At 64.1% G+C, this 22,659-nt stretch carries 22 protein-coding genes and 2 pseudogenes; 7 read left to right on the forward strand and 17 right to left on the reverse strand.

The window, feature by feature from the left end; genetic code table 11:
* Positions 1–73 precede the first annotated feature (73 nt).
* Genes Q8M85_RS18475 through Q8M85_RS18490 form a run of 4 tightly spaced genes read right to left on the reverse strand, consistent with a single transcriptional unit; the run spans position 74 to position 1,717 of the window.
* Positions 74–352 (reverse strand): type IV secretion system protein VirB3, encoded by a 279-nt coding sequence (locus Q8M85_RS18475; RefSeq protein ID WP_305547307.1) that lies wholly within the window; start codon positions 350–352, stop codon positions 74–76.
* A gap of 9 nt (positions 353–361) precedes the next feature.
* Complete coding sequence (locus Q8M85_RS18480; RefSeq protein WP_072244820.1) at positions 362–652, reverse strand: TrbC/VirB2 family protein; 291 nt, start codon at positions 650–652, stop codon at positions 362–364.
* Positions 649–1,419, reverse strand: a complete 771-nt coding sequence (locus Q8M85_RS18485; RefSeq protein ID WP_305547310.1) for a lytic transglycosylase domain-containing protein — start codon at positions 1,417–1,419, stop codon at positions 649–651. Before Q8M85_RS18485 ends, Q8M85_RS18480 begins: the two co-directional genes overlap by 4 nt.
* Positions 1,358–1,717, reverse strand: a complete 360-nt coding sequence (locus Q8M85_RS18490; protein ID WP_047997718.1) for a hypothetical protein — start codon at positions 1,715–1,717, stop codon at positions 1,358–1,360. The genes Q8M85_RS18485 and Q8M85_RS18490 overlap by 62 nt, the downstream gene beginning before the upstream one ends.
* Positions 1,718–1,912: 195 nt before the next feature.
* On the opposite strand from Q8M85_RS18490, the gene Q8M85_RS18495 reads away from it, so the two are divergent.
* Together Q8M85_RS18495 and secD are read left to right on the forward strand one after the other, a co-directional pair.
* The gene (locus Q8M85_RS18495) at positions 1,913–2,188 is read left to right on the forward strand and encodes a hypothetical protein (RefSeq protein WP_305547313.1); all 276 of its coding nucleotides are present in this window, start codon (positions 1,913–1,915) and stop codon (positions 2,186–2,188) included.
* Positions 2,189–3,012: 824 nt separating this feature from the next.
* On the forward strand, positions 3,013–5,643 hold the full coding sequence (secD, locus tag Q8M85_RS18500; protein WP_305547315.1) for a protein translocase subunit SecD: 2,631 nt from the start codon (positions 3,013–3,015) through the stop codon (positions 5,641–5,643).
* Between the two features lie 344 nt (positions 5,644–5,987).
* Here secD and mnhG read toward each other — a convergent pair whose 3' ends face one another.
* The 10 genes and pseudogenes from mnhG to Q8M85_RS18550 all read right to left on the reverse strand — a co-directional run bounded on the left by mnhG (position 5,988) and on the right by Q8M85_RS18550 (position 15,061).
* Positions 5,988–6,371 (reverse strand): monovalent cation/H(+) antiporter subunit G, encoded by a 384-nt coding sequence (gene mnhG, locus Q8M85_RS18505; RefSeq protein ID WP_305547317.1) that lies wholly within the window; start codon positions 6,369–6,371, stop codon positions 5,988–5,990.
* The gene (locus Q8M85_RS18510; protein ID WP_305547319.1) at positions 6,368–6,646 is read right to left on the reverse strand and encodes a K+/H+ antiporter subunit F; all 279 of its coding nucleotides are present in this window, start codon (positions 6,644–6,646) and stop codon (positions 6,368–6,370) included. Before Q8M85_RS18510 ends, mnhG begins: the two co-directional genes overlap by 4 nt.
* Positions 6,643–7,131 carry a Na+/H+ antiporter subunit E gene (locus Q8M85_RS18515; RefSeq protein WP_305547321.1) on the reverse strand — a complete coding sequence of 163 codons (489 nt, stop codon included), beginning with the start codon at positions 7,129–7,131 and terminating at the stop codon, positions 6,643–6,645. The genes Q8M85_RS18510 and Q8M85_RS18515 overlap by 4 nt, the downstream gene beginning before the upstream one ends.
* The gene (locus tag Q8M85_RS18520) at positions 7,128–8,759 is read right to left on the reverse strand and encodes a monovalent cation/H+ antiporter subunit D (protein WP_305547323.1); all 1,632 of its coding nucleotides are present in this window, start codon (positions 8,757–8,759) and stop codon (positions 7,128–7,130) included. Before Q8M85_RS18520 ends, Q8M85_RS18515 begins: the two co-directional genes overlap by 4 nt.
* Positions 8,756–9,100, reverse strand: coding sequence for a Na+/H+ antiporter subunit C (locus tag Q8M85_RS18525; RefSeq protein ID WP_305547325.1), 345 nt, complete (start codon positions 9,098–9,100; stop codon positions 8,756–8,758). The genes Q8M85_RS18520 and Q8M85_RS18525 overlap by 4 nt, the downstream gene beginning before the upstream one ends.
* The gene (locus Q8M85_RS18530) at positions 9,100–11,988 is read right to left on the reverse strand and encodes a monovalent cation/H+ antiporter subunit A (RefSeq protein ID WP_305547326.1); all 2,889 of its coding nucleotides are present in this window, start codon (positions 11,986–11,988) and stop codon (positions 9,100–9,102) included. Before Q8M85_RS18530 ends, Q8M85_RS18525 begins: the two co-directional genes overlap by 1 nt.
* A gap of 289 nt (positions 11,989–12,277) precedes the next feature.
* Positions 12,278–12,631 carry a P-II family nitrogen regulator gene (locus Q8M85_RS18535; RefSeq protein ID WP_305547328.1) on the reverse strand — a complete coding sequence of 118 codons (354 nt, stop codon included), beginning with the start codon at positions 12,629–12,631 and terminating at the stop codon, positions 12,278–12,280.
* Positions 12,628–13,395, reverse strand: coding sequence for a DUF1538 family protein (locus Q8M85_RS18540; RefSeq protein WP_305547330.1), 768 nt, complete (start codon positions 13,393–13,395; stop codon positions 12,628–12,630). Before Q8M85_RS18540 ends, Q8M85_RS18535 begins: the two co-directional genes overlap by 4 nt.
* A gap of 1 nt (position 13,396) precedes the next feature.
* On the reverse strand, positions 13,397–14,089 hold the full coding sequence (locus Q8M85_RS18545; RefSeq protein WP_305547332.1) for a DUF1538 family protein: 693 nt from the start codon (positions 14,087–14,089) through the stop codon (positions 13,397–13,399).
* Between the two features lie 109 nt (positions 14,090–14,198).
* Positions 14,199–15,061: pseudogene (locus tag Q8M85_RS18550) on the reverse strand (universal stress protein).
* A gap of 128 nt (positions 15,062–15,189) precedes the next feature.
* On the opposite strand from Q8M85_RS18550, the gene Q8M85_RS18555 reads away from it, so the two are divergent.
* The 5 genes from Q8M85_RS18555 to Q8M85_RS18575 all read left to right on the forward strand — a co-directional run bounded on the left by Q8M85_RS18555 (position 15,190) and on the right by Q8M85_RS18575 (position 20,785).
* The gene (locus Q8M85_RS18555) at positions 15,190–15,438 is read left to right on the forward strand and encodes a helix-turn-helix domain-containing protein (RefSeq protein WP_305547336.1); all 249 of its coding nucleotides are present in this window, start codon (positions 15,190–15,192) and stop codon (positions 15,436–15,438) included.
* 33 nt (positions 15,439–15,471) lie between these two features.
* Positions 15,472–16,242, forward strand: a complete 771-nt coding sequence (locus Q8M85_RS18560) for an SDR family NAD(P)-dependent oxidoreductase (RefSeq protein ID WP_305547338.1) — start codon at positions 15,472–15,474, stop codon at positions 16,240–16,242.
* On the forward strand, positions 16,242–18,848 hold the full coding sequence (locus tag Q8M85_RS18565) for a cation-transporting P-type ATPase (RefSeq protein WP_305547340.1): 2,607 nt from the start codon (positions 16,242–16,244) through the stop codon (positions 18,846–18,848). Before Q8M85_RS18560 ends, Q8M85_RS18565 begins: the two co-directional genes overlap by 1 nt.
* 199 nt (positions 18,849–19,047) lie before the next feature.
* Positions 19,048–19,704: a hypothetical protein gene (locus Q8M85_RS18570; protein ID WP_305547342.1), complete on the forward strand. Its 657-nt coding sequence runs from the start codon at positions 19,048–19,050 to the stop codon at positions 19,702–19,704.
* A gap of 238 nt (positions 19,705–19,942) precedes the next feature.
* Positions 19,943–20,785: a hypothetical protein gene (locus tag Q8M85_RS18575; protein WP_305547344.1), complete on the forward strand. Its 843-nt coding sequence runs from the start codon at positions 19,943–19,945 to the stop codon at positions 20,783–20,785.
* 58 nt (positions 20,786–20,843) lie between these two features.
* Here Q8M85_RS18575 and Q8M85_RS18580 read toward each other — a convergent pair whose 3' ends face one another.
* The 3 genes and pseudogenes from Q8M85_RS18580 to Q8M85_RS18590 all read right to left on the reverse strand — a co-directional run.
* Positions 20,844–21,413 (reverse strand): PIN domain-containing protein, encoded by a 570-nt coding sequence (locus Q8M85_RS18580; protein WP_305547346.1) that lies wholly within the window; start codon positions 21,411–21,413, stop codon positions 20,844–20,846.
* A complete protein-coding gene (locus Q8M85_RS18585; protein ID WP_305547348.1) occupies positions 21,410–21,874 on the reverse strand; it encodes an excisionase family DNA-binding protein in 465 nt (154 codons plus the stop codon). Before Q8M85_RS18585 ends, Q8M85_RS18580 begins: the two co-directional genes overlap by 4 nt.
* 151 nt (positions 21,875–22,025) lie before the next feature.
* A pseudogene (locus tag Q8M85_RS18590) lies at positions 22,026–22,517 on the reverse strand (helix-turn-helix domain-containing protein); the annotation flags it as partial.
* Positions 22,518–22,659: the final 142 nt, after the last annotated feature.

Consider the following 22,659-nt stretch of genomic DNA (forward strand, 5'->3'; position numbering starts at 1 on the left):
CTTCTCGCCCTTGACCCATGCGGGTAGCGCGGTCAGCGGATCGAGTGTGTCGGCCACGTCATCGGCAATTCCATCACGGGGCATAGCTGTCGCCCCCGTGAAGCTTGCGGTTCGTCGTGGGCGGGGTTTCCTGCAAGGTGACCACCAAGACATCGAGAAAGTTCGGATCCCAGTCCGCGGCTTTCCAAAGCGCCGGCCAGGCCAGCCCCGCGAAGACGGCCACCACCCAGCTCTGGACCCAGAGGAACAGGAGCGTCGAGCCGAAGAGCCAGACCATGGCATACATGATCGGCAAGCCCATCAGCTTGGGTGGCCTGAGAAGACCGATGAACACGCGGGATTGGTCGGACATGGGTCTTGCTCAGGTCGTCCAGATGGCTGCGACGATGGTGGGCGCCGCGGCGATGCCCGCGATCGCGACGACGACCCAGAGCGCCTGGCGGAAATCGAGGATCCCGAAGAGCCAGGAGAGGAAGACGCCAATCAGCGCGAGCGTGCCGATCACGATGCCCAAGGGACCGGTGATCGCATCCACGATGCCCTGCAGCAGCGTCTGCACGGGCGATAGGTCAATGCTTTGGGCCAGCGCGGGGCCAGCCAGCACGATAAGGGCCATCGCGCCGAGCGCGACAAGGGAAGATTTGGACGTCACGACAGGTCTCCTCTCAGCCGCTGGAACACGGCTGTCACACGGGCCACATGGCCTTGGGTTTCTCGAAAGGGGGGAATTCCGCCATGGCGGGTGACCGCATGGGGACCGGCATTGTACGCCGCAAGCGCCAGCTCGGGATCGCCGAACTGCTCAAGCATCATCAGAAGGTAACGGGCCGAGCCGTCGAGGTTCTGGGCGATATCATGGGGATCGACGCCGAGATCGCGCGCGGTGTCGGGCATCAGCTGGCCGAGCCCGATAGCCCCGACCGGGCTCAAGGCGCCGGGGTTGTAGGCGCTCTCGACCTCGATATTGGCGCGGTAGAACAGCGCCCAATCGCTGACCGACAGGCCCGCCTGACGCAGGGCGTCATGGCTGCCGTAGCGCAGCGCCGTGGTCTCGATGGCGTGGAGGATTTCGGGTGAGGCGCGGACGGCGTGCGGGGCGATCGCTGCGGCAGCTGTCACATCGCTCAGGGGAGCATCATCCCCACGGGACTGCGGTGCTGCAAAGAGAAAGAGACGATCTGGAAGGGGCCCATTCTGGGCATCTTCTTCGCCAGTGAACGAGCGCAAGGTGCTCGCAGTCTCGGCGGTGTCGATCAGTCGGCCATCAGGGCTGACCTGGAAGATGAAACCGTCGGCAAGGGCCGGGGGCGCGGAACAAACGCCTGTACCCAATGCAACGACGAGCGCAAATGCGCGGTCAGTTGTCCTTGACCAGAACCGGTCCGGTTCGTGGCTCGGGCGTGCGCCCGGGTGCTGCATGGCGCTCGCGGGCGCCTTCGATGAGCGGGATACTGGCGGTCGTGCAACCCATGTCGGCAAGGAAGCTGACAAGACCGACAATCGTCTTGAACTCGCGAACCTTGAGATAGCTACGGCTCGTGACGAGCATCTTGTCGTCACGCCCGTCCTCAGCAACGGCACGGATGACCCATGTGCCGTACCAACTGTTATGGCGCTTCTCGGCGCCATCCTTGCAGACCACCTCGATGAGGTAGTGTTCGGCCAGCAGGCCGCGCAATCCGTCTTCTGTAACCACATTCGGTGCTTCTTCTATCATGGCCTTCCCTTGGGTCCTTTTTCCGCCTGAGGTGCAGTCTCGGGCCCACGGGGTCGCAACACCGCGGGCGATACAAGACAACATGAACGATAGCAAGACAATTAAAACGACTTGACGAAGATCGCCTTGCTCCGATAACGGTGATAGCTGACAAACTTGTGATCTTAAAGGCGGCAAAGGAGTTTTGCCCTGCACATGACCTGTGCGCGCAACATCCCCCTGGTGCTGCTGATCACCGTGCTCGTGGCGGGTGGTCCGGCTCACGCTTGCACCCCGCCGGAGCGGCCGTTCCTGCCTGCGTCACGCGAAGGCGTGCGCGCCTACGCGGATCTGATCCGGGGGGACTTTGAAGCCTATATCGCCGACGTGCAGGATTACTTCCGCTGCCTCGATGATGAACGCGCGCGGGCTTTTGTTGAGGCCAGGGAAGTGAGCGAGGAATACGGGCGGTTTCTTGAGGCGCTCGAGTAAGTGAAAAGAGCGGCTGTCCTTGAAGGGAAAGCCTGCTCCGTCAACATCGTGATTACGGTCCGCAAGCTTTGTCTCACCTGGTCGCGATGGTACCCAAGTTCTGATCGTAGGCTCGTCCTGCGTCAGGTGCGCCACGGCTCCCATGACAGTCGCATGATGGAGCGAGTTTGGCACGACGCGACATTGCCGGAAGTCTGACACTTCGAGTTTTGATCAGCTCTCGCCGAGGTTGCCCTTGAAATGAGCGTTGCCGAACCATGCCCAGAGTGCGAAAAGGGCGACATGACAAGGCAGTCCGTAAATTGGGCAAGGAAAGGAAAGGCCTCTTGGGCCTGGACTTTGCTTTTGTCGCTGCTGCTGGTCTCGGCCTCGGCTCACTCTCGGCTTTCCGGCGTTTCCCTTCAGCCTGCCCTTGCCAGTCTCGCGGCGGTGCATGGGGTCGAGTCACCGGCTATCCTCACGTCGGCCGCGAAGATGCACCGTACGCCGGACCTGAGGCAATCGGGCGATCCGGTTGATGTTGCCTTTGCGATCGCACCTCCACTTCAGGCGCTGGACTTTGTTCTTACGATAGCGTTGTCGGAACCCGATGTGAGGGGCGCGCAGGACGCGTACAGCCGACCCGAGCCGCGCGCACCTCCCTTTGCCTGACTAGTGATGCTTTCGGCCCGCGCGATAGCGTGTGGCTTTTCCGTGGTCCCGCCCGGCTCGCCAGCTCCCCCTGACACTCGGGGAGCGGGCCAAACTGTCGGCGGCCTTAGCTCACTTCACTTCCCGGCATCCTGCGCGGTCTCAGCCGCGCATGGCCAGGTCAAGGACAGGTCATGTCACATACCCTTCTCTGGAAACGCCTCCTGATATGGGGCGTCTGTCTCTGGGGCATCCTCTTCGCCCTTCCCAACGCTTTCTATCCAACAGTGGAGCGGCACAACGACGCCGCCGCCATCCTAGCCGAAACCGGTGACTTGCCCGGAACGGCTCAGGCTGATCTGGATGGCTGGCCCGCGTGGCTGCCCTCCAGCCTCGTCGCCCTTGGCCTCGATCTGCGCGGTGGCGCGCATCTTCTGGCCGAGGTGCATGTCGAGGATGTCCATGCCGCAAGGATGGAGGTGCTCTGGCCGCAGGTCCGCGATGCGCTGCGCGCGTTGCGCGATCAGGTGGGCACCATCCGCCGCCTGGATGCGCCTGCCGGCGAGTTGCGGGTGAGCATCAGCAACCCTGACGGCCTGTCAGCTGCCCTTGCCGCCGCGCGCGCCCTTGCGACACCGGTCGTCAGCATGACGGGCATCGGCCAGACCGACATTACGGTTGCCGGTGACGGCACGACGCTGACCATCCGTTTGTCCGAGGCCGAACAGCAAGCATCGGACGAGCGGACCATTCAACAATCGCTGGAGATCATCCGACGCCGCGTGGACGAGGTTGGCACCCGGGAGCCCACGATCATGCGCCAAGGGGAGGACCGCATCCTCATTCAGGTGCCGGGGATAGGATCGGCCGCCGAACTCAAGTCGCTGATCGGCACCACAGCGCAGCTGACCTTTCATCCTGTCCTTGGCCGCGTGGCCAGTGCCGAGGGCGCGGGCGGACCAGGCGATCTGGTCCTGCCCGCATCCGATGAGCCGGGCGTGTTCTACACCCTCGACCGCAGCCCTGTGGTGAGCGGCGAAAATCTTGTCGATGCGCAGCCCGCCTTCGACCAGAACAACCGCCCGGCGGTGAGTTTCCGCTTTGATCCACCGGGCGCGCGGGCCTTTGGCGACTACACGGCAGCGAACATCGGGGCGCCCTTCGCCATCGTGCTGGATGGCGAGGTGATCTCGGCCCCCGTGATCCAGAGCCACATTCCGGGCGGATCGGGCATTATCACCGGACAGTTCACGGTTGAGGACTCAACCGAACTGGCTGTTCTGCTTAGAGCGGGCGCTTTGCCTGCGGGCATGACCTTCCTTGAGGAACGGACCATCGGCCCGGAGCTTGGGGCCGACAGTATCGAGGCCGGGCAACGCGCGGCGCTGATCGGGATGGTGGCGGTCGTGGTATTCATGATCGCCTGCTATGGCGGCTTCGGGATCATGGCGAATATCGCCCTAGCGCTGAACATGGGGCTTTTGCTGGCGGCGCTGTCCGTCATGGGGGCGACGCTGACGCTGCCCGGCATCGCCGGGATTGTGCTGACAATGGGCATGGCTGTGGACGCCAACGTTCTGATCTTCGAGCGCATCCGCGAGGAGTTGCGGCAGGGCCGACCCGCGGGCCGTGCCATTGAGATCGGCTTCGACAAGGCGCTGTCGGCGATCATGGACAGCAACATCACTGGCCTTCTGACCGCGCTGATCATGTTCGGTGTCGGCTCGGGCCCGGTGCGCGGCTTCGCCATCACCCTTGGCCTCGGCATCCTGACGTCGATGTTCACAGCCGTCTACGTGACGCGGCTCATCATCGAGACCTGGATGCGGTGGAAGAAGCCCAAGGCGATCACGCTCAAGGGCTTCATCAAGCTTGCGCCGGACAAAACGACGATCGACTTCTTCCGTGTGCAATGGCTGACCTTCGGTGCCTCGGTGGTGGCGGTTATAGCGTCCCTCCTTTTGGTTGCGACGCTTGGCCTGAACTTCGGGATCGATTTCAAGGGTGGCACCACGATCCGGGCCGAGACCACCGAGGCTGTCGATGTCGGCAGTTATCGCGCGGCCCTGTCCAGTCTGGCCTTGGGCGATGTGTCCATCACCGAGGTGTTCGACCCCGCCTTCCGGGCCGATCAGCATGTCGTGACCATTCGCATTGAGGCCCAGCAAGGCGCAGAGGCCTTGTCACCCGCGGTTGTCGAACAGGTCGAGGCTGCAATCCAGGCCGTCGATCCATCGGTTGCCTTCACAGCAGTGGAGTCGGTTGGACCGAAGGTGTCGGCCGAGCTGATCTGGCTGGCGCTTGCCGCCGTCGGCGCGGGGGCAGCGGGCATTCTGGTCTATGTCTGGCTGCGGTTCGAGTGGCAGTTCGCAGTGGGGACCGTGGCGGCGCTGGTCCATGACGTCGTCGTGACGGTCGGGATTTTCGCGGCCTTGGGGTTGAAGTTCGATCTGACGATCGTGGCCGCGCTGCTGACCATCCTCGGATACTCGGTGAATGACACTGTGGTCATCTTCGACCGGCTTCGCGAGAACCTTGCGAAGTTCAAGGCCATGCCATTGCGCGACCTGATGAACCTCTCCGCCAACGAGACGCTCAGCCGGACACTGATGACCGCCTCGACCACGCTGATCGCCCTGATTGTGCTCCTTGTCTTCGGTGGCGATGTAATCCGGGGTTTCGTCTTCGCAATGGTGCTGGGGGTGATCCTCGGGACCTGGTCCACGCTCTATGTCGCCAAGAACATCGTGCTGTTTCTTGGCATCGACAGGTCCGAAAAGACCAAACGCGGCGCAGATCACGAGTTTGCCAACATCGATGCCTGACTGGAGACCCCGGCCCTTCCGGGCCGGGGCCTTCCTCTTGCCGCGGGATTTCTTTGGCAGGGGGTTGAAAGCTCACCAACCGATCACAACCTTGTCAACGCGGCCCGGGCCCCTCTGACGCGAACCCTCGCGTGATGTCGGACCGCATCGACAGCGTCGATGCCAGCCCGGACCCTATTCCCGTCGTCCCCCGGCGAAGCCTCGGCGGATACCCGCGCCGCGCCCCGCTAGTCGCCCAGGCACCACGTCCCGCCGATCACCCTCGGCGGGAATGACCCCTCGACCGCTGGATCGAAAAGTTGCGTGGCCTCACGCTGGAAGGCCTCCGCCCAACGTGATCGGCTTTAGTCGGAAACTGATGCCGAGGGCTCCTGCACTGGGGCGGTGCCTGAGTCAGGCACCGCCCCAGTGCCCGCCGCCCGATCCCTGTGCAAGGCGGCACGTCCAAGGAACATCAGCGTGACCGGGGTCGTCACCATGACACAGATCCCAATGACCAGTTCGTGGACGAAGACCCGGTCCTGCACCCAGGACCATGCCAAAAGTGAGGCCAAAAGAATACCCGCCGTGCCCCAGCTTGTTCCAAGGGTTGGGGCATGGATCCGGTCGTAGAAGCTTTTCAGGTGAAAAAGACCAAAGGCCCCCAGAAGAGTCAGGGTACTGCCCAGAACAAGGAAGAAAGCCACCAGAGCCATTAGCCAGGGCGGAAGGGTATCGAGCGCGGTCATTCGATCACCTCTCCGCGCAGAAGGAATTTTGCCAGCGACACTGTACCGACAAAGCCGCCAACAGCGATCACCAGCGCGGCCTCGAACAGGAAGGGCGTGCCCAAACGCATACCGGTGACGATGAACAGCAGCATCGTCGCGATGTAGAGCGCATCAAGGCCAAGCACCCGGTCCTGCGCGCGCGGACCGACGGCGATCCTGTATCCGGCCAGACAGGCGGCAAGGCCAAGGGCGATCTGGGCCCATGTCAGGGCGAGCCACAGGACAGTGGTCATGCGAAAGCCTCCATCAGCAGGGCCTCATACCGGTCGCGGATCAGGACGCGCCATTCGTCCTCGTCGATCATGTCGAAGACGTGGAGGAGCAGCGTCCCGGCTTCGCGGTCATGTTCCAGCCATGCGGTTCCCGGTGTGGCCGTCAGAATGACCGCAAGCAGGGCGAGCGGCACCGGATCGCGCAGGCGGAGCGGGATCACCACGAAGGCCGAGGTGCGCGCGCCGTGGCGGCCATTGGTTAGCATCAGCCGCGCCACCGCCCAGTTCGACCGGACGATATCGACCGACACGATACCGACCAGCCGCAACAGCGCAGGCCATGACCGGATGCGCGGTGCCTCTGGCTCGATCTTTGCCAGCGCAAGCCCGGCCAGAACCGCGATGACCGATCCCAGAACAAAGTGCCCCAGGGAAAACCGGGTCAGCATCAGCCACGTCAGGACCAGACCTGCCGTCAGCAGCGGATGGGGAAGGATGCGCGTCATTCGCTGTCCTCCCCTTCCGCCGCGCGGGGGGCGCCCAGCACGCCTTCGGCATAGACCTTTGGCTGCAGCACCGCATCGGCAGTGTCGCGCATGTAGCCCAGCGTCACTTCGGCCTTGAACGTCAGCAAGACCAGCAGGCCGATCAGCGCGACGACAGGCGCGATCTCCAGCGCGAGGACGCGGGGCGGTTCACCCTCGGTGGCCCAGAAGGTCTGGATGCCCACGCGCACCAGCCCGACCAGCGTGGCAAAGCCCGACATGATCAAGATCGCGACGAAGGCCCAGGACAGGGCAGGCGTGGCCGCGCCCCCGGCCAACAGACCCTGAAGAATGCCGATCTTGCCAATGAAGCCCGAGAGCGGCGGAAGCCCGGCCAGGGCGATCACGCAGGCGCCGAAGGACAGGCCCAGCACGGTCAGCGTGCCGGGAATGGCCAGACCCACCTCGGGCTGGCGGTCCTCTTCGCGCGCGTCCAGCCCATAGGCATCGGCGGTCAGAGCCAGCAGAGCGGCAATGCCGCCATCCTCGCGGCTCATCGGTTCGATCAGCAGGAACAGCGCGCTGATGGCAAGGGTGGAGGACAAAAGGTAAAAGAGTGCCGCCGCAAGGATCTCTGCGCCCCCACCGGCCAGCACGAACCCGCCCGCTGCCAGCACGGTACCCGACGACACCAGCACCAGATGCGCCGCCATCCGGCCCAGTGCCTGTGAGGCCAGCACGCCCAGAAAGCCGAAAGCGATGGTCGCCATGCCGCCCGCGATCAGCACCTCGGCGCCGAACCCCGCTGACGCCCCTGCGCCCGCGCCAAAGATCAGGAACGACAGCCGCAGGATCACATAGACCCCGACCTTGGTCATGATCGCAAACATCGCCGCGACAGGCGCCGCCCCGGCCATGTAGGCCGTGGGCAGCCAGAAGGACATCGGCCAGATCCCGGCCTTGATCAGGAAGGCCAGCGCCATGATCGCAGCCCCTGCCTGCAACATGGGCAACCTCGCCTCGGGCAAGACCGGCACCATCATCGACAGCTGCGCCATGTTCAGCGTGCCGCTCGCGCCATAGACAAGGCTGACGCCGATCAGAAACAGGAGCGAGCCGGTCAGGTTGATAGCGATGTAATGCAGCCCGCCGCGCACCCTGAGCTGCCCGCCACCGTGCAAAAGCAGGCCATATGACGCCGCCAGCAGCACCTCGAAAAACACGAAGAGGTTGAACAGGTCGCCCGTCAGGAATGCCCCGTTCACCCCCATCAGAAGGAACTGGAACATGCTGTGGAAATGTTGCCCCTGCCGGTGCCACCCTGCAGCAGCATAGAGCAGCGCAGGCAGCGCCAAGAGCCCGGTCAGGACCAGCATCATCGCCGACAGCCGGTCGACCACCAGCACGATCCCGTAAGGCGCGGCCCAATCGCCCAGCAGATAGAAGCCGATGTCGTTGTTGCCGGTCAGCTCGCTTCCCTTGGACCGGATGAGCAATTCCACCGCCGCCAGAAGCGACGCGACGACGGCAACAAGGCTGATCGTCAACTTTGCGCGCCGCTGCCGTTCGTCGTAGACCAGCATCAGAGCGCCCGCAAAGAACGGAATCAGGATCGGCGCGATGATCAGATGCTCGGGGCCGAGGCTCATGGCTCACGCTCCTGCCCGTCGACATGGTCAGTGCCGGTCAACCCGCGCGAGGCGATCAGCACCACCAGGAAGAGCGCCGTTGTGGCAAAGCTGATGACGATGGCCGTGAGGACCAGCGCCTGCGGCAGCGGGTCGGCATAGGCTGCAGGGTTGATAAAGCCACCCTTGGGCATGATCGGCGGCGCGCCCATTGTGATCCGGCCCATGGAGAAGATGAACAGGTTGACCGCATAGGACAGCAGGCAGAGCCCCACGATCACCTGAAAGGTCCGCGGTCGCATCAGAAGCCAGATGCCCGACGCGGCCAGCACGCCAATGGCTGCGGACAGGACCATCTCCATCACGCGGTCTCCTTTTCGGCCGTTTCGGCGCTGTCGCGTTCGCGCATGCGGGTGGTGCGCAGCGACTGGTGGGCGATGGCGATCAGCATCAGCACCGTCGCGCCGACGACCAGCGAGAACACACCTGCATCGAAAATCAGTGCCGTCGCGGCCGGAACCTGACCGATCAGGGGGATGTTGACATATTGGGCATGCATCGTCAGGAACGGGTAGCCGAACAGGAAGGCGCCAACCCCGGTCGCCCCAGCGATCAAGAGGCCAATTCCCATCCAGCGGATCGGCAGCACAGTCAGCCGCGCCTCGACCCAACGGACGTCATGGGCCAGATATTGCAGAAGGAACGCGACCGACACCGTCACCCCCGCCGCGAACCCGCCGCCCGGCAGATCATGGCCGCGGAAGAACAGATAGGCGGCCAGTACAATCATCACGGGGAACATCCAGCGCATGATGACGGACGGCACCAGCAGCGCATCGGCCAGCGTTCGGTCCTCCAATCCGGCCTGCTCATCATCCAGGACAATGCTTTCCGGCGCGGGGCGGAATCGGCGCAGCAGCGCAAAGACCGTGATCCCGACGATGGCCAGCACGGTGATCTCGCCGAAAGTGTCAAAGGCTCGGAAATCGACCAGGATCACGTTGACGACGTTGGTCCCACCGCCCTCGTTGTAGGCGTTTCGCAAGAACCAATCGCCGACATTGGGGATCAGCGGCCATGTCATCATCACATAGGCGATGCCGGCAAGGCCGGTGCCCGCCACAACGGCAATCACGAAATCCCGGGCGCGGCGGATGCGTGCGGGCAGAAGCTTGTCCTCCGCGATCTCCTCGCGGCGCTTGGGCAGCCACCGCAAGCCAAGGAGCAGAAGGACGGTGGTCACGATCTCCACCAGCAACTGCGTCACGGCCAGATCGGGTGCCGAGGCCCAGGCGAAGGTCAGGCAGGTGACGAGCCCCGCCCCCCCAAGAAGCACGACCGAGGCGAAGCGGTGATACTTGGCCAGCCAAGCCGCGCCCACGGCACAGATCCCGCCGACGGCCCACATCAGGGCAAAGGCGGGGTTCAGGTCGGTCGCAAGCGGTGCCGGCGCCTGCCTGAGGACCCCCCAGAGCGTGGCAAAGCCAGCGGCGATGGTCAGCAGCACGATCAGGCGAAGCTGCGGCTGCAACCTCTCAGTCCCGAGGGTCCGGTGAACGACACGCGGCAGCTTCCAGGTCAGGGCCAGCAGGATGCGTTCGAACACGCGCTGCGCCCTGATCCGATGCAATAGCGGCGGCCCCTCCGGCCCCGCCGCGATCCGGCCGCCCAATAGGGCATAGAGCGCCACACCCACGCCAAGGGCGACAAGGCTCATCACCAGCGGCAGGTTGAAGCCATGCCAGACGGCGATGTCCTTGTAGGGCAGGTCCGGCCCCAGAACCGACTGCGCGGCCAGGTTCAGCGTCGGGCCCAGCGTCAGCCCCGGCAGGATGCCCACGATCAGGCAGACCAGCACCAGCAGTTCAACCGGGCGCCGCATCAGCGAGGGCGGCTCGTGCGGCACCTTGGGCAGGTCTGCCGCGTCCGGCCCGAAGAACACGGTCGCGATGAAGCGCAGCGAATAGGCCACCGCGAAGACCCCGGCGAGGGTCGCAAGGTAGGGCAACGAATTGTCCAGCCAGGTCCCGTTGTGCCAGTCGGCCGCTTCGGCAAAGAACATCTCTTTCGAGATGAAACCATTCAAGAGCGGCACCCCCGCCATCGCGGCCGAGGCGACGATGGCCAGCGCGCCGGTCACCGGCATGAAGCGGATCAGCCCCGACAGGCGGCGCATGTCGCGGGTGCCCGTCTCATGGTCGATGATGCCCGCCGCCATGAACAGGCTTGCCTTGAACACAGCATGGTTCACGATGTGGAACATCGCGGCCAGGATCGCGCCGTTCGATCCGATCCCCGCCAGCGCCGTGATCAGGCCCAGGTGACTGATCGTGGAATAGGCCAGAAGACCCTTCAGATCATGCCGGAACAGCGCGATGATCGAGGCCAGCACCAGCGTCAGCATGCCGGTGCCGGTGACTGCAAAGAACCAAAGTTCGGTTTCCCCCAGCACAGGAAAGAAGCGCACAAGAAGGAAGACCCCAGCCTTTACCATGGTCGCCGAATGCAGGAAGGCCGAGACCGGCGTCGGCGCGGCCATCGCGCCCGGCAGCCAGAAGTGGAACGGCATCTGCGCTGACTTGGTGAAGCAGCCCAAAAGGAACAGGCCCAGCACCAGCGGATAAAGGGGATCGGCGCGCACGACATCGCCTGCGGCCAAAACGCGATCAAGGTCGTAGCTGCCCACGATCTGGCCCAGGATCAGCATCGCGACCAGCAGACACATGCCCCCCAGCCCCGTCACGATCAGCGCCATTCGCGCCCCGTCGCGCGCCGCCTGCCCCTGGTGCCAGTACCCGATCAAGAGGAAGGACAGGATCGAGGTCAGCTCCCAGAACACGACCAGCATCAGGATGTTGCCTGACATCAGCATGCCGACCATCGCACCCGTGAAGGCCATCAGGAAGGCGTAGAACCGCGGTACCGGGTCGGCCTTGGACAGGTAGTAGCGGGCATAGACCAGCACGAGGATGCCGATGGCAAAAACCAGCGTCACGAACATCCAGACAAAGCCATCCATCCGGAAGGTGAGGTTCAGGCCCAGCGAGGGAACCCAGCGCAAGGTGCTGCGCAGGACTTGGCCATCGCCGATCGGCGCATGCAGCAGGGCAAGGATCGCGAGCCCCGCCGCGAGCAGAAGACCCGAGACCCAGGCAGCTGCACCATGCGCCGACGCCCGGACCGTGCTCGCGGCAATCGCTGCGGCAAAGGGCAATCCGACCAGGATGAGCAGCAGGTTCTCTTCGATCATGCCCCCGAGGGTATCCTTTCGTTGCAGCTTCCGGCAAAGGTCTTTCCAGAAAGCAAGCCAAGGGCATGACCGCCTGCGGCGGTGCGTGCCCATGCCCTGGATTGATGGAAGGACGTTGGTCCCGATTAAGTCGTCATTTCTGACGTTTCAAGTCGGTTATGGACGTTTTCAGCCCGACAGGGGAAGAACGCCCGCAACTTTGTTGCTCAAGGCCCACTCAGGCGGCTTGCCTGAAGAAGAGCAGCGCGCAGGGATCGTGCTCAGGGTGGGGCGCCTGACGCATTCTTGATCACCTGATCGGGTCGGACTCGTTGCCTTCGATGGCATGGATCTGCCGCATCAAACCGACCGCGGCCTCGATGTCGATCTGGCAGGCGATGCCGGCACCCCGCTCGGCCTCGAAACGACCTACCGCGGCGATCTCCTTCATCAACCCTGGTGCGACGCTTTCCTCGACCAGCCAGAACACGAGGTTGCGGTGCGAGGCAACCTCCAGCCCCAGAAACCGCCGCTCCGGTTCCAGCCCCTCTCCTCGGGCCGAGGTGATGACGGTGGACCCGGTCGCCCCCGCCTTGCGCGCGGCGTCCAGAACTTCATCGAGCCGTTCCTCGGGAAGGAAGGCGATGACCATCTTGAACTTCATCCGGTGTCTCCCTTGCTGTCAGGTGCCGCGCCTGTCCTGCGGCGAAGATGCGCGTCGATGATGGCCGTGGCCAGCACGGCGAAGGCCGAGCCGATCATGGCCAGAACGATCAGGCCGAACCCGTCGGCCAGCGCGCTGCGGCCCGGCAGGGTTTCGGCCACGGCCACGCCGTAGGCCGCAATCATGGGAACGGTGACGACCGATGTGGCAATCGCCCCGCTGTCCAGTGCCAGCGGTACAAGCTGGCGAGGCGCGATCATGGCCAGCAGCCCGACCGCCGCCACCATCGGCGCCAGGACCAGCCCCAGCGGCACCCCATAGACGATCCGCAATCCCGCCAGCCCCAGCCCGAAGCCAAAGCCCCCGGCGACGGCAAGACGCAGGACCATCGGCCGGATCGCGCCGCCGGTCATGTCGCTGACACGATCGGCGGTGGCGGCCATGGTCGGCTCGATCAGGGCAGCCGCACCACCGAGGGTTATTGCAAAGCCTACCAGTGCCAGAACGCCGGCTGCCGACGTGCCATCGGTCAGACGCTCGGCCAGACCGCGCGCCACATCTCCGGCCAGGGGCACGAGGGTGCCTTCCAGACCAAAGCGGAATAGAGTCATCCCGGCGGCAAGGATGGCAACACCCTGGACCGCCCGCCGCAAAAGGCCCTGATCCCGGGCAAGGAAGCGCCAGGCAAACAGCCCCAGCACGGCCAGGATCGGCGCAAGGTCGACCAGGGTTCGCAGCGCCTGCTGTCCGATGTCTGCACCCATGTCAGCCCCCACCAAGCAGGATCAGGGCGACGGCGATGAACATCAGCATCGGCGCAAGGCTTGCCAGCACCACAATCCCGAATCCATCCACCAAGGCGTTGCGGCTCCGCAGAACCGAGGCGAGCCCTATCCCGAGGGCAAGCATCAGCGGGATGTTGATGATCGAGGTTGCGGCGGTTCCGGCATCCAGCGCCACCGCGATCACCGGCGCGTCGGACAAAAGCGAAACGAGCGCGATAAGCCCGTATCCCGGCAGGACCAGCCAGATCACGGGCCAGCCCTTCAAGGTGCGCCAGACACCGACGACCAGCGCCAGACCAAGGCCGATCGCGATGCCATAGCGGATCCAGCTCGCCAGCGCCTCTTGTTGCCCGAGAGTGACGGGAATCCCCGGATCGGCCGCCATGGCCGCAGCAGCCTGTGCCGCCACGGCCGCGAGAGCGGGTTCCGCCACCGTGCTGCCAAAGCCCAAGGCGAAGGCAAACCCCAGAAGCCACGCCGGATGTCCGCGCCGCGCCATCGCATCGGCCAGTGCCTCGCCGATCGGGAACAGGCTCATTTCCAACCCGCGCACCATCAGCGTTAAGCCCACCAGCACTGCCATGAAACCCAGCACAAGACCCGGGATATCGGGCGGAATGCGGCCCAGCACAGCGCCTTCGAACGCGGCGATCGTCAGAAGAATCGGCAACATGTCCCTCAGCGTTCCGAGGAATGGACCAATCTGGCGCAGCAGGGGTTTCACCAGCCTATGTCCCCGGCAAGGGCCAAACGGGAGCTGGCCATGGCGGACATCATCCGGCTCATTCGACACGGGGAGGAGGCAGGGTCAGAACATCGACATTGGCGTTCTGAAGAACCTTCTCGGTCACGCTACCCAGCATCATCCGGGAAAGCCCCCCCTCCCTTGCGTGGCCATCACGACGAGATCGGCCTGCGTCTGCTCGGCCGCCTTCAATATCTCGTGCGCTTCCGTCGTCTCGCCGTGCCGGACAAGGAGTTGAAGGTCCGAACGGCCCAAGGTGCCTGCGAACCTCGCAAGGCTTCTCCGTGCCTCGGCGGCTTCGGTCGCAACGTGATGATCCCGGTCCTCCCGTGGAAGGGAGCCGGACATGGCAAGCCGCAGGGCAAGCACGTCGAACACTGTCAGGATCGCATGGTTTGCCGCGGCGAAGATGCCGAGGTCGCAATACCGCTGAAGCGCGGCTTTCGATGCTTCGGAAAGGTCCGTGGTCAGCAGGATCTGGCGGTAAGGTGAGACGGGCGGGCCGTTCACGCTCAGAACCGGGCACGCGACCTTGCGGATCGCCCGCTCCGCTGTCGTGCCGACAAACGCATCCCGCAGGAACTGTCGACGGTGGGGCCCCAGAACAAGGATATCCGGACGTCGTTCTTCCGTGGCGCGGGCGATCCCCTCGAACGGATCGGCAAGGATGACGTCTGACCTTCCCTTCACGCCGTCGACCGATCCAAGCGTTGCCATCTGTTGACGAAGCAAGGCCCGTGCGTCGGTCGCTTCATGGTCGACGAGGCGCTTGGGTCGATCGTCATCGACCACATGCACGAGGTCAAGATCGGCTTTCTCGGCCCGGGCGACCAGTACGGCGCGTCTGAGGGCGCGGTCTGACCGCTCGGAGAAATCGGTCGCACAAAGGACCCGCTGCATCTGGTTTCCTTCTTTCTTTCAATTGCCCAATCAAAACATGGATGAACCGGCTCCGGCTTGATGCAGGTCAATCAAGGATTTCGAAGTCGCGTTATTCTTGATGAAACGTAGCCAAGGATCGCAAACCGATGCCTCACGATCAGTATCAGACGGTCAAGGAGGTTGCCGAGCGCCTGAAGGTCGCCGAGGCGACGGTGCGGGCGTGGATCCACGACGGCGCGCTGCGTGCCATAGATGTTGGCAAGGGCTGGCGCATTGCCGATGCCGATCTCGAGGCGTTCCTGACGCGTCACGAAACGACACCGCGCGCGGGGCGGGCAACGCCAGATGCGGGACATCATCCGCACGCAAACGGACGGCACGCGCCCCTTGTCTGAAGTCTTTTCCCCTAAACCTCGAAGGAGATTGCCATGAACCGACTTTCCGGAAAGACCGCCATCGTGACCGGGGGCGCCGTCGGCATCGGCAGGGCCTGCGTCGAGCGCATGGCGCAGGAAGGTGCCAAGGTCGCGATCTTCGACGTGCTGGAGACCGAAGGTGAGGCGCTGGCCACTGACCTTGCCGCACAGGGTCATGCGGTGGCCTTCTGGCGCGTGGACGTGACCGATGAAGCGGCGACGCAAGCGGCGATTGACGCCGCCGCCGCCCGGTTCGGCGGGCTGCACGTGTTGGTCAACAACGCGGGCATCTCTGGCAGCCCGAAACCCACCGATCAGGTGACCGAGGCCGAATGGGACCGGGTTCAGGCGGTGAACGTAAAGGGCGTGTTCTTCGGCACCAAGCACGCCATCCCGCATCTGCGCGCCGCGGGTGGCGGGTCGGTCATCAACCTGTCCTCGATTGCCGGGCTGATCGGCGTGGGCAATCTGGCGGCCTATCACGCCTCAAAGGGGGCGGTTCGGCTGATGACGAAGAATGACGCCATCACCTACGCACCCGAAAAGATCCGCGTGAATTCGATCCATCCCGGCTATATCTGGACACCGATGGTGGAAAACCACCTGCGCACCACGTCGCCCGACCTTGAGGCCGCCAAGGCGGCGGCCGGATCGGTGCATCCGATCGGCCATATGGGCGAGCCCGATGATATCGCATGGGCAGTCGTCTGGCTTGCCTCCGACGAGGCCAAGTTCGTGACGGGCGCCGAAATCGCCATCGACGGGGGCTATACGGCGCGCTGATGCAGATGACCGACCCGCATGCCCGCCCCGCCGCCGATTGCCTTGCCGACCTGAAGGCCCGGCCCGAAGGCCTGACCGCATCTGACGCGGCCCGCCGTCCGGCCGAACACGGCCCGAACCGCCTGCCGGAAGGCCAGACCCGCGGGCCGCTGCGCCGCTTTTTCGCGCAGTTCAACAACGTGCTGATCTATGTCCTGATCGGCGCGGCCATCGTCACTGGTGCCTTGCAGCACTGGATCGACACCGGGGTGATCCTCGCCGTTGTGCTGGCCAATGCGGTGATCGGCTTCCTGCAGGAGGGAAAAGCCGAAACTGCCATGGCGGCCATCCGCCAGATGCTGGCCCCGCGTGCTGCCGTCTTGCGCGATGGGCGGAGGGTGACGGTAGACAGCGCGACGCTGGTGCCGGGCGACATCGTACTGCTTGAGGCCGGAGACAAGGTTCCCGCCGACCTGCGTCTTGTCGAGGCGCGGGGGCTGGGCGCGCAGGAGGCCATCCTGACGGGCGAGTCCGTGCCGGTGGAGAAGGCGACAACTCCCGTCGCGGCAGATGCGGCCCTTGGCGACCGCCGGTCGATGCTGTGGTCGGGCACGCTGGTCACGCAAGGGACGGCACGCGGGGTGGTCACCGCCACCGGCCCGGCCACGGAAATCGGCCGGATCGGCGGCCTGCTTTCAGAGGTAGAGCAGCTAACGACCCCTCTTGTCGCGCAGATGGACCATTTCGCGCGCTGGCTGTCGTTCCTGATCCTGCTGGTGGCGGCACTTCTGCTGGGTTGGGGCCATTTCGTCGGCCATATGCCCTTTGCCGACCTGTTCATGACGGTTGTGGCCATCGCCGTGTCGGCCATTCCCGAGGGACTGCCCGCCGTCATGACGATCACGCTGGCCATTGGCGTACAGGCCATGGCGCGGCGCAATGCCATCGTGCGGCGCCTTCCGGCGATCGAATCCATCGGTTCGGTCTCGGTCATCTGCACCGACAAGACAGGCACGCTGACCCGCAACGAGATGGTCGTGGCCGCCGCCGAAACGGCAGAGGGCCGCTTTGCCGTCTCGGGCGACGGCTATGCGCCGCAGGGCCAGATCACGCCGCCGGGCGACCTGTCAGCCCTCGCCCGCGCTTCGGCCCTGTGCAACGACGCCGCCCTGCACGACCGGAACGGGGTCTGGACGGTCGAGGGCGACCCGATGGAGGGCGCGCTTCTGGCCTTTGCGGGCAAGGTCGCGGTGGAGACCTCGGCGCGGCGCCTCGACGCAATCCCCTTTGATAGTCGCCACCGCTTCATGGCGGTGCTGACGGAGGGGGCGGCCGGGCGGCTGATCCATGTGAAGGGCGCACCCGAACGGGTGCTGCGGATGTGCGGGGGGTTGGACTACGCCCACTGGCACGACCGGGCCGAAGCAATGGCCCGGCAGGGGCTGCGCGTGCTCGCCTTGGCAGAACGACAAACGACAAACGACCGGATTGATCCGGCCGCACTGGAGGGTGGCCTGACCTTTCTTGGGCTGGTCGGCCTGATTGATCCCCCCCGCCCCGAGGCCATCGCCGCGGTGGCCGAATGTCGTGCGGCAGGCATCCGGGTCAAGATGATCACCGGCGACCATGCGGGCACGGCTGCCGCCATCGCCGCGCAGATCGGCCTGCAGAACCCGGGCCGCGTGCTGACCGGCGCGGACCTCGACAAGCTGGACGATGCGCAACTGGCGCTGGAGGTCGCCACGGTCGATGTCTTTGCCCGGACCTCGCCCGAGGACAAGCTGCGGCTGGTCGCCGCGTTGCAGGCCAATGGCCTGTCGGTTGCGATGACCGGCGACGGGGTGAACGACGCCCCCGCCTTGAAGCGCGCCGATGCCGGGGTCGCCATGGGCCTCAAGGGCTCAGAGGCGGCGAAGGAGGCGGCCGATCTTGTGCTGGCCGACGACAATTTCGCAAGCATTGCCGCCGCCGTCCGCGAAGGGCGGACGGTCTATGACAACCTCAAGAAGGTCATCAGCTGGACGCTGCCAACCAATGCGGGCGAGGCGATGGTCGTCATCGTGGCCCTTATGGCGGGCATGGCCCTGCCAATGACGGCGGTGCAGATCCTGTGGGTCAACCTGATCACCGGCATCACCCTTGGCCTGGCGCTGGCGTTCGAGCCGACCGAAGCCGGCACGATGGCCCGCCCGCCCCGCCGCCGCGATGCGCCCATCCTGTCGGGCGAACTGGTCTGGCATGTGGTGCTGGTGGCAACACTGTTCCTGGCCGCCGTCTTCGGGATGTTCACCTATGCGCTTGATCGGGGCTATTCGCTGCCGCTGGCCCAGACCATCGCGATGAACACGCTGGTGGTGCTGGAAATCTTCCACCTCTTCTTCATCCGCAATATCCACGGCACCTCGTTGACCTGGTCTGCTGCGCGAGGGACAAAGGTGGTCTGGACGGTGGTCGTCGCCATCACCGCGGCGCAGTTCGCAATCACTTACATCCCGGTGTTGCAGTCGGTTCTTGGAACGGAACCGGTCGCCCTGTTCGATGGACTGCTGATCGTCGGCATCGGTGCCGTCTTCTTTGCCATCATCGAGATCGAAAAGCAGATCCGTCTGGGACTTCAACGTAGATAAGCCCCGAGATTGCTGTGTGCCGGACATGAAGGGCGGTTGGGCCTGATGCTCAATCCGGGATGAGCGACGGGAAAGGAGGCACCTCCGAACAGAATGCTTGTGCGCGCTAACGATCCGAGCGAGAGCGTGTCGATGAAATTTTCTTGCTATCGGTAGTGTTGTTTTGTATCGCCACACCATTATAGCGGGAGTCGGCGTCATGAAGCACAGGGTCCGGACCGCGGCGGCTGCCGCGGCCATCACCGTATCGAGCCTCGTAGGTTCGGTCGAGCCGGCGCAGGCCTATCAAGTCGACTGCGCCATCCTTCTCTGCCTGGCAGGTGGCTGGCCGGCATCCGCACCTTGTGCCCATGCACGCGCGGTCTTCATCCGTCGGATCACACCTTGGCCGATCGAACCGCCGTTACAGATCTGGCGCTGTCCTATGGGGGCGTCGTTCACCGCCCCTGCCCCGCTTTCGCCGATGGAGCGTATGTACGACATCGTTTTCCGGGACGGGCCTCAGCTCAGCGTGCCGCGAGATCCCCTGCCTCTGGTACGGGTCCAGTCTGACGAACGCGCTGACGTCGACATCTCGGGTGATGCCTTCGACTTCGTGCGCAGCATCCGCGTGTTTCACATCCAGTTCAGCCAGCGCCAGAACCGAGACGGCGACTGCATCACATCGGACTCCACGCGCCTCGGCTCCTACGGGGTCCAGGGTGACTGTCACTGGACCAGATCCAGCGTTGCCCAAGTCCCGCCCGCCTCCGATCTGCCCACTACCGGACACTGCAACTCGGTGAGTTACCGCTCGGTCTTCGTCGACTGGCGCGATCATGACGGCAACTACGGCTTCGAAGAGGTCCGCTACTGAACCCGGCCGGGCCTCCATCGGGCAGGCCCGCCTCCGACACACCTTGCACCGGAGACTGTGCACCGAACCCGAAAAGGGAAACGACGCCAGACCGAAAAGCCTGACGCCGTGCTAGAAGAACCCGTGAACAAGGATCTTCTAGCGCACTGTCCGAACCTCTGCAACCGGCAAAGTTGTTTTGCGGGCAAGAATGTTGTTTGCTCTCGGCATGGGGTCGTCTCTCCAGGAGGCACCGACCATGGAACCCACAACCGGCCTGATCCTTCGACGGATCACACAGACAGAGCTGTCCGTATCCGCCCACAAACTGGCAACAGTGATCCTCGACGCTATCGCGTGGAAAGAAGGCTTCAACGGGCTATCGCGTGGGACGGCCGCTTTCACGCTCGCGGATCTCGCGTCCAAGATGAACATCTCGCGCCAGTACCTGACCGAACTGCTGGCGGAACTCGAGGCGTCCGCATTGGAGCTGAGGCGAGAGAAGCCAAACGGCAAGTTCGCGCCCTGGCTCTTTCGTTTTGCTGCCTTTGACGCAGAGGGGGATGATCAGGATGTTGAGTCAGGCACAGGCGACACATCACTATCTAGAGATAAAGATAACAAAACTGTATTCTCAGGACAGATCACCATTGCCGCAGCATCGAACGTCTTCCAAACCTGTTGGGCGGAGCTGATCAAAGCTGCGAAGAAGGCCCTGCCCTGCTGGAACGTCGACACGCAGGTGATCTGGGACCGCTTCCTGGCCTTCAACCGGTCTCGCGGAAACGACCAGGTTCCTGCCGGGTTCCTCCTTGGGTTCATGCGTCGCTGGCGAACCTCACCGGGCACGATGAGCCGACCGGAGGCCCCGCCTACGTCGGAGAGAGCGCTCGATCCACGAGAGCGGGAGCTGCACGACCAGATCAAGGCTGCTCCAAGTGGGAACCGGCAGTTTCACGCGTCAGACCTGTGCCGTCTTATCGGGCAAGCCGCATACGAGGCTCGCGTTCTCGATGTCATCCAGAAATTCGGTTGCCCAAGGTTCACGGCAACGCTCGCTGTGCACGGGTGTGCCGTGATGGCAGGCGAGATCGCGCGATGACGGTAGATCGGCCATCGTTGCTGAGGCCACAAGGTGCTCGATCAAGACGATCCTGCGTTCAAAGGAGATCGGCGAATTGCTCCAAATCGGCCACGGTTGCGACCAGCCCTTGCTGCGTCAGGATCGACAAATACTCGTCAACGCTGTTGGGCGGGTTCTTGAGCCGCGCCCGGACTTTGCGGAGCGCAGAGCAGACCAGACCAGGCGCGAGAGACAGTTGGTTCCGGAAGAAGTCATCGGGGTGCTGGGTCTCGATGCCGAAAGGCGCAAGTGCCTCTGGCGGGAAGTCCTTGAGGTTCTGTGTTACGATGGCGTCACACCTTCCAACGATTGCGGCCGCCAGAACGTGCCGGTCATCGGGGTCCGGCAATGTGAGCGCCGGAACCAAGGACTCATAGCCGGTGACAAGACAGTCGCGTGTCGCCCTGTCCATCAGGTCTCGGGTTCGCTCCAGCGCCGTCCGGTCCCGATGAGGCTCATTGCGCAGGAGGGCGTCGATCCATTCCCGATGGATGTCGGCTGTCCACTTGGCCTTGAAAAGGTCCGTGACAGCCAACTGCATCAGTGCATCGCGCATCGGCGCAGGATAAAGGACGTTCGCGTCGAACAGGACAGTGTACTGGCTCATTTCGAGCCGTAGCCCATGTCCTGGTCTTGAGCGTCGGCGGCCAGTTGATCGAGCACAGCTTCGCGCTCGGTGTCGATGGCAGCCTTGTAGTACATCACGTCTTCCATGCGGACGCGGCGATGCTTGCCAACCTTCCGATGCGGTATGGCGCCTTCCTCGAGCAGCTTGATCAGGAACGGCCGCGAGACGTTCAGAACCTCAGCTGCCTGCACGGTCGAGAGTTCGGCGTTCTCGGGGATGATTGTGACCCCCCGCCCCGCTGCCATCGCCTCGAGGATCTCCATAAGCAGCGAAACGGCGCCCGCAGGAAGCTCGATCGGCTCCATCTGCTCGGAGTCCGTCACGCGAAGCTTCAACGGCGCGCGCGCATGAGCAAAGCGGGACAATGCCTGCCCAGAGACGCGCGCGATCGCCGCGTCCTGCGGGGTCGGCGGAAGATGCCGGTGTGCCAACATGTTCATGATGGTGTTCTCTCCGTTTTCTGTTCTCTACCACCATATATGAAATAAGTGCAACAAATGCATTAAGCGCAGCAGCTCTTCTTGAGGCTTTGCCGCCTGCGTGCTCTGTCACCGCTTCTGGCGACATGCTCCGCCATAACCAGCGTGACTTTCAGTTCGCTGCACGCCACATCCGGTAGCGGCCCTGCCCTGTCACCTCACGGATCAAGCTTCGCGCCTCCATCCACGCCATGTTCCGTTGGACAGCCGCTCGACTAGCGCCGGTCATTGCCTCGGCCATTGGGGCGGAGACAAGCGGCCATTCAGTCAGCACGGCGCGCAAGGCTGGGGGTGTTCTGCCCGAGAGCGTGGCCATCTCGTTTTCGGCCCGCGCTGACCAAGCCTCAATGTCGTCGAGGTGCCGCATCGCGGTCCGGCTTGCCGTCTCCATCCCGTCGAGCCATCGCACCAGCCGGTCAGCGGCTGTGCCGCCGGCGCGAAGGCCTCCTGCACCACCCATGGCGAGAGGGGCAAAAATCGCTCCCCTCCCCTCCTTGGTCGCAATCCGCGCTGCCGTGACAGCCGCTTCCATACGGTCTCCGTGCTGCCCGAGACCCGCCAAACTCCAAATGTGAAAGCCCATGCAGGCACGGCTGATCGGGTGCGGGAGTGGACAAAACATGGGGGTCATGCCGCGCGTTTTCTGTTTGCGACGGTCAGCCGACCATCGAGAACTGCGGCCCTTGTGACGGCTACTCGGTGAGCCCCTTTGGGCGACCACCGCATCCTTCTGCGCTTTCCCATGC

This window comes from Tabrizicola sp., from assembly GCF_030694085.1.
Lineage (GTDB): Bacteria > Pseudomonadota > Alphaproteobacteria > Rhodobacterales > Rhodobacteraceae > Tabrizicola.

What these genes read in the sequence shown, in the direction of transcription:
- Q8M85_RS18475 (WP_305547307.1), bottom strand. Translation starts at nt 352, where the DNA reads ATGTCCGACCAATCCCGCGTGTTCATCGGTCTTCTCAGGCCACCCAAG.
- Q8M85_RS18485 (WP_305547310.1), bottom strand. Translation starts at nt 1,419, where the DNA reads ATGCAGCACCCGGGCGCACGCCCGAGCCACGAACCGGACCGGTTCTGG.
- Q8M85_RS18490 (WP_047997718.1), bottom strand. Translation starts at nt 1,717, where the DNA reads ATGATAGAAGAAGCACCGAATGTGGTTACAGAAGACGGATTGCGCGGC.
- Q8M85_RS18495 (WP_305547313.1), top strand. Translation starts at nt 1,913, where the DNA reads ATGACCTGTGCGCGCAACATCCCCCTGGTGCTGCTGATCACCGTGCTC.
- secD (WP_305547315.1), top strand. Translation starts at nt 3,013, where the DNA reads ATGTCACATACCCTTCTCTGGAAACGCCTCCTGATATGGGGCGTCTGT.
- mnhG (WP_305547317.1), bottom strand. Translation starts at nt 6,371, where the DNA reads ATGACCGCGCTCGATACCCTTCCGCCCTGGCTAATGGCTCTGGTGGCT.
- Q8M85_RS18510 (WP_305547319.1), bottom strand. Translation starts at nt 6,646, where the DNA reads ATGACCACTGTCCTGTGGCTCGCCCTGACATGGGCCCAGATCGCCCTT.
- Q8M85_RS18515 (WP_305547321.1), bottom strand. Translation starts at nt 7,131, where the DNA reads ATGACGCGCATCCTTCCCCATCCGCTGCTGACGGCAGGTCTGGTCCTG.
- Q8M85_RS18520 (WP_305547323.1), bottom strand. Translation starts at nt 8,759, where the DNA reads ATGAGCCTCGGCCCCGAGCATCTGATCATCGCGCCGATCCTGATTCCG.
- Q8M85_RS18525 (WP_305547325.1), bottom strand. Translation starts at nt 9,100, where the DNA reads ATGGAGATGGTCCTGTCCGCAGCCATTGGCGTGCTGGCCGCGTCGGGC.
- Q8M85_RS18530 (WP_305547326.1), bottom strand. Translation starts at nt 11,988, where the DNA reads ATGATCGAAGAGAACCTGCTGCTCATCCTGGTCGGATTGCCCTTTGCC.
- Q8M85_RS18535 (WP_305547328.1), bottom strand. Translation starts at nt 12,631, where the DNA reads ATGAAGTTCAAGATGGTCATCGCCTTCCTTCCCGAGGAACGGCTCGAT.
- Q8M85_RS18540 (WP_305547330.1), bottom strand. Translation starts at nt 13,395, where the DNA reads ATGGGTGCAGACATCGGACAGCAGGCGCTGCGAACCCTGGTCGACCTT.
- Q8M85_RS18545 (WP_305547332.1), bottom strand. Translation starts at nt 14,089, where the DNA reads ATGTTGCCGATTCTTCTGACGATCGCCGCGTTCGAAGGCGCTGTGCTG.
- Q8M85_RS18555 (WP_305547336.1), top strand. Translation starts at nt 15,190, where the DNA reads ATGCCTCACGATCAGTATCAGACGGTCAAGGAGGTTGCCGAGCGCCTG.
- Q8M85_RS18560 (WP_305547338.1), top strand. Translation starts at nt 15,472, where the DNA reads ATGAACCGACTTTCCGGAAAGACCGCCATCGTGACCGGGGGCGCCGTC.
- Q8M85_RS18565 (WP_305547340.1), top strand. Translation starts at nt 16,242, where the DNA reads ATGCAGATGACCGACCCGCATGCCCGCCCCGCCGCCGATTGCCTTGCC.
- Q8M85_RS18570 (WP_305547342.1), top strand. Translation starts at nt 19,048, where the DNA reads ATGAAGCACAGGGTCCGGACCGCGGCGGCTGCCGCGGCCATCACCGTA.
- Q8M85_RS18575 (WP_305547344.1), top strand. Translation starts at nt 19,943, where the DNA reads ATGGAACCCACAACCGGCCTGATCCTTCGACGGATCACACAGACAGAG.
- Q8M85_RS18580 (WP_305547346.1), bottom strand. Translation starts at nt 21,413, where the DNA reads ATGAGCCAGTACACTGTCCTGTTCGACGCGAACGTCCTTTATCCTGCG.
- Q8M85_RS18585 (WP_305547348.1), bottom strand. Translation starts at nt 21,874, where the DNA reads ATGAACATGTTGGCACACCGGCATCTTCCGCCGACCCCGCAGGACGCG.